We start from the raw sequence: 4,155 nt of genomic DNA, 5'->3' as shown, positions 1-4,155 counted from the left end.
TCCGATGTGACGCCGATGCCGCCCAATATCTGCACGCAGCGATCGGCGACCTTGAACAGGTCTTCGGACACGCTGGCCTTCACGATCGAACTTTCGTGGCGGGCACGCACGCCATTATCCAGCAGCCAGGCAACGTGGCGGATGGCGAGCCGGGCCTGATGCAGGGCGATTTCATTGTCCGCCAGCATGAAGTTGACACCCTGGTGGGCGAGCAGCGGCTTGCCGAACGCGGTGCGCACGCGGGCATGTTCCAGCGCGATATGCTGGCAGCGCGCCGCCGCACCCAGCCAGCGCATGCAGTGGGTGAGCCGGGCCGGGGCGAGGCGCATCTGGGCATAGCGGAAGGCCGAGCCGATCTCACCCAACAGGTGCGACGGGCCGAGCCGCAAGCCTTCGAAGCGCACGACGCAATGGCCCTCGACATAGTTGCGGTCCATCGAATCCATCACCCGCTCGATTCTAATGCCGGGTGTGTCGCCTTCGCACAGGAACAGCGTCGGGCCGTGCGGGCCGTGGGCGTTGGGCTCGACATTGGCCATGATGATCCACGTCTTGGCGCCGTTCGCTCCGGTGATCAGCCATTTCAGGCCGGAAATCTCGTAATCATTGCCGTTGAACACGGCCCGCGTCTTCAGCTGACCGGGGTCGCTGCCGGCGCCGTCGGGCTCGGTCATGGCGAAGACGCTGCGGCGCTCGCCGCTGACCATGGGGCTGAGGAACTGCTTCACCTGATCGGGCCGGGCGATGCGGGAGAGCAGATACATGTTGCCCTCGTCCGGCGCGGCGCAGTTCATCGCAACCGGGCCAAGCGTGGACCAGCCGGCGGCTTCGAACACCGCGGCTTGGGTGGCGTGATCGAAACCCATGCCGCCCAGTTCGGTGGGCGCTTGCGGGGTCAGCAGGCCTTCGGCCTTGGCCAGCGCCACCAGTTCGGCGCGCAGATCGTCGGTGGGGCCGTGCTGGGTCAAGCGCGGGTCGCGTTCGAACGGGATGATCTTGTCGATCACGAACTGGCGGGTGCGGCGGGCCAGCGCCTTGGTGGCTTCGGGCAGGGTAAAATCGGTCACAAGGCACCTTTCTGATATTGCGCCAGCGCATGGGCGATGATCGCCAGCGCCAATGTCTCGAAGCCTGCATAGCGCGTGCCGTCCATCTCGCCGCGCTGCCATTTTCGGTAAAGCTGCATCCACGCCACCGCCAGCCGCAACCGGGCCAACGCGATGGGCCAGACGAGATCGCCCACATCATGGCCGCTGATCGCCTGATAGCGCGCCGCCACTTGTGCCCGACCCGGCCAGCCCGGCGTGAGCGAGGGCACGGCCATGAGCGGCTGCACATCGTCGCGATCGCCCGGCTCGATCCAGTAGGACAGCAGCACGGCCAGATCGAAGGCGCGCGGGCCGCGGGTGGCCATGTCCCAATCAATCATGGCGCGGGCGGCCAGCGTGGCGGGATCGACGAGCAGATTGTCCGGCTTCAGATCCATGTGCAGCAGGACGGGCGTGCCGGCTTCGGGCGGGACGGCGGCGGCCAGTGCTGTGATGAGTGCGGCCACGTGGGCCGGCAAACCATCGGGCCACACCGCCTCGGCGCGGCTGGTCCAGCCCTTCAACTGGCGGGCATAGAATCCCTCCGGCTTGCCGAGATCACCCAGACCGACCGCAGACGGATCGAGCGCGTGCAGCGCGGCCATCGCCTGCAACGTCGTCTCCACCAGCGCCAGGCCGTCGCCGGCTTCCGGCGGCAACGTGCCGGAAATTGCCACGCCGTCGCGCCGCTCAATCATCTGGAATTTCGTGCCCAACACCGTCTCGTCAGCGCAAAAGGCGATGAGGCGCGGCACCAGCGGAAAAACGGGGGCGAGTGCGGCCAGCACCTTGGCTTCGCGGGCCATGTCGCTGGCGCCGGCGGCGAGTTGTCCCGGCGGCGGCCGACGCAACACAGCTAGTCCGGTGGTCAGTGTCACGCCTTCGTTGCGGTTGGCGATGCCGCCGCCCAGCCGCTCCAGCCGCGCGCCGGGGGCCAGTGCGAGGCCCTGCGCGGGCAGCCACAGGGCAAGCTGTTCCAGATCGGTCATGCGCTGCGCACCATGATGCAACGGCGCGCCGGATCAAGCCCGCCGGCAGCGGCGTGCGCCGGCAATCCCGCCAGCCATTCGGGCAACGCCGGATCATGCGCTGCCACTTCGGCAAAGCCGTGCCGGGCATAAAAGGGCGCGTTCCACGCCAGCCAGCGATCGGTGGTGAGTGACAGCCGCGCGCAGCCAAGCGCGGGTGCAGCCGTAATCGCAGCATGGAGCAGGGCTGCGCCCAACCCTTGGCCTTGGGCATCCCGCGCCACCGACAATTCCTGGATGTGTAGCCAACCCGCAGTGGCAGCGGCCAGCAGGAAGCCGCAGGGCTGGGGCGCGGCTGCTACCCATAGGCTGCGTGCCTCCAACCCCGCCGCCAGCGCCTTTGCCGGCGTCGTCGCGCCGTCCACCACATGCGCCATGGCGGTGCCGGCAAACAGCGTCGCCGCCGAGGCTTCGATGGCAGGCAGCAGCGGCAGATCGGTGGGGCGAGCAAGGCGGATCACGCTGCATTGGCTATCACGCTGGCCCCCGCCTGCAACAGCCTGTCATAAAGCGGTTACTGGAAGTTGGCATGGCCTGTGCCTATGCTTGGCGCCATGACCGAACGTCCCGTCCTCACCTCCGAACGGCTTGTCTTGCGCCCGCACCGACTCGAGGATTTCGAACGGCTGGTGGAAATGTGGTCGCACCCGGTGGTGGTGACGCATTTCGGCGGCAAGCCGTTCAACCGCGAAGACAGCTGGAACCGGCTGCTGCGCTATGCCGGCCACTGGCAGTTGATGGGTTATGGCTTGTGGGCCGTGACAAGGCCGGGGGAGGATATCCATCTTGGCGATGTCGGCTTCCTGCATGCTGAGCGCACCGGGGTGGAACCCTTCGGTTGCCCGGAAGCGGCCTGGGCCTTTCATCCGGAAGCGCAAGGCCAGGGCTATGCCAGCGAGGCAGTGGCCTGCGCGTTGGAATGGGCCGACACGCGCTTCGATCGCACCGTGGCCATGATCAACCCGGCCAACGCAACCAGCATCTCGGTCGCCCGCCGCTGCGGCTTTGCCATTTACGGTGAGGCGACCTACCGCGCCGAACCGGTGGGCCTGTGGGAACGCTCGCGACCGGCCTGAGTCAGCGGTTCAGCCGGCCCTCGACCAGTGCATCCACCACCGACGGATCGGCCAGCGTGCTGGTGTCGCCCAGGCTGCCATGTTCGTTCTCGGCGATCTTGCGCAGGATGCGGCGCATGATCTTGCCGCTGCGGGTTTTGGGCAGGCCGGGTGTCAGGTGGATATGATCGGGGATGGCGATGCCGCCGATTTCGCTCCGGACAGTGGCTTTGAGGGCGGCGACCAGTTCGGGTGTGGCCTCGATGCCGATGTTGAGGGTGACATAGGCGTAGATGCCCTGGCCCTTCACATCGTGCGGGAAGCCGACGACGGCGGCTTCGGCCACGTGTGGGTGGGCGACCAGCGCCGATTCGACTTCGGCGGTGCCCATGCGGTGGCCCGAGACGTTGATGACATCGTCAACGCGGCCGGTGATCCACCAATAGCCGTCGGCATCGCGCCGCGCGCCGTCGCCGGTGAAGTAGCGGCCGCGATAGGTGGTGAAATAGGTTTGGGTGAAGCGTTCATGATCGCCGAACACCGTGCGCGCTTGGCCGGGCCAACTGCGCAGCAGGACGAGGTTGCCGCTGATTTCCTCACCCGGTGCCCAGGGGATGATGGTGCCTTCGGTGTCGACCAGCGCCGGCTCGATGCCGAAGAACGGCCACGACGCGCTGCCGGCCTTCAGCGGCGTCGCGCCGGGCAGCGGCGTGATCAGCGCGCCGCCAGTTTCGGTCTGCCACCAGGTATCGACGATCGGCAGTTTCCCCTTGCCGACGACGCGGTAATACCAGTTCCAGGCTTCCGGGTTGATCGGTTCGCCCACCGTGCCGAGCAGCCGCAAGCTCGACAGATCGTGGCGGTTCACCGGTTCATCGCCGTCCCGCATGATGGCGCGCAGCGCGGTGGGGGCGGTGTAGAAGATGTTGACCTTGTGCTTGTCGATCACCTGCCAGAAACGGTCATTGGCCGGGAAGCTGGGGA

The 4,155-nt window shown here is 67.1% G+C and carries 5 protein-coding genes; 1 reads left to right on the top strand and 4 read right to left on the bottom strand.

Features of this window, described 5'->3' with window-relative positions; translation table 11 throughout:
- The 3 genes from RT662_RS14730 to RT662_RS14720 all read right to left on the bottom strand — a co-directional run.
- Nucleotides 1-1,067: acyl-CoA dehydrogenase family protein (locus tag RT662_RS14730; RefSeq protein WP_313671441.1), on the bottom strand; the 1,067-nt coding region annotated here is incomplete at its 3' end.
- The gene (locus RT662_RS14725; protein WP_313671440.1) at nt 1,064-2,077 is read right to left on the bottom strand and encodes a phosphotransferase family protein; all 1,014 of its coding nucleotides are present in this window, start codon (nt 2,075-2,077) and stop codon (nt 1,064-1,066) included. The genes RT662_RS14730 and RT662_RS14725, both read right to left, overlap by 4 nt.
- Nucleotides 2,074-2,577 carry a GNAT family N-acetyltransferase gene (locus RT662_RS14720; protein WP_313671439.1) on the bottom strand — a complete coding sequence of 168 codons (504 nt, stop codon included), beginning with the start codon at nt 2,575-2,577 and terminating at the stop codon, nt 2,074-2,076. The genes RT662_RS14725 and RT662_RS14720 overlap by 4 nt, the downstream gene beginning before the upstream one ends.
- Before the next feature lie 93 nt (nt 2,578-2,670).
- Here RT662_RS14720 and RT662_RS14715 point away from each other — a divergent pair, with 93 nt between their 5' ends.
- On the top strand, nt 2,671-3,192 hold the full coding sequence (locus tag RT662_RS14715) for a GNAT family N-acetyltransferase (RefSeq protein ID WP_313671438.1): 522 nt from the start codon (nt 2,671-2,673) through the stop codon (nt 3,190-3,192).
- 1 nt (nt 3,193) lies between these two features.
- Here RT662_RS14715 and RT662_RS14710 read toward each other — a convergent pair.
- Nucleotides 3,194-4,155: AMP-binding protein (locus RT662_RS14710; protein ID WP_313671437.1), on the bottom strand; the 962-nt coding region annotated here is incomplete at its 5' end.

It is taken from the genome of Sandarakinorhabdus sp., from assembly GCF_032115815.1.
GTDB lineage: Bacteria > Pseudomonadota > Alphaproteobacteria > Sphingomonadales > Sphingomonadaceae > Sandarakinorhabdus.
This window is presented reverse-complemented; position numbering and strand designations above follow the sequence as displayed.

Excerpts from the sequence above, each read along its gene's own strand:
- RT662_RS14715 (WP_313671438.1), top strand. The coding sequence starts at position 2,671 with ATGACCGAACGTCCCGTCCTCACCTCCGAACGGCTTGTCTTGCGCCCG.
- RT662_RS14725 (WP_313671440.1), bottom strand. The coding sequence starts at position 2,077 with ATGACCGATCTGGAACAGCTTGCCCTGTGGCTGCCCGCGCAGGGCCTC.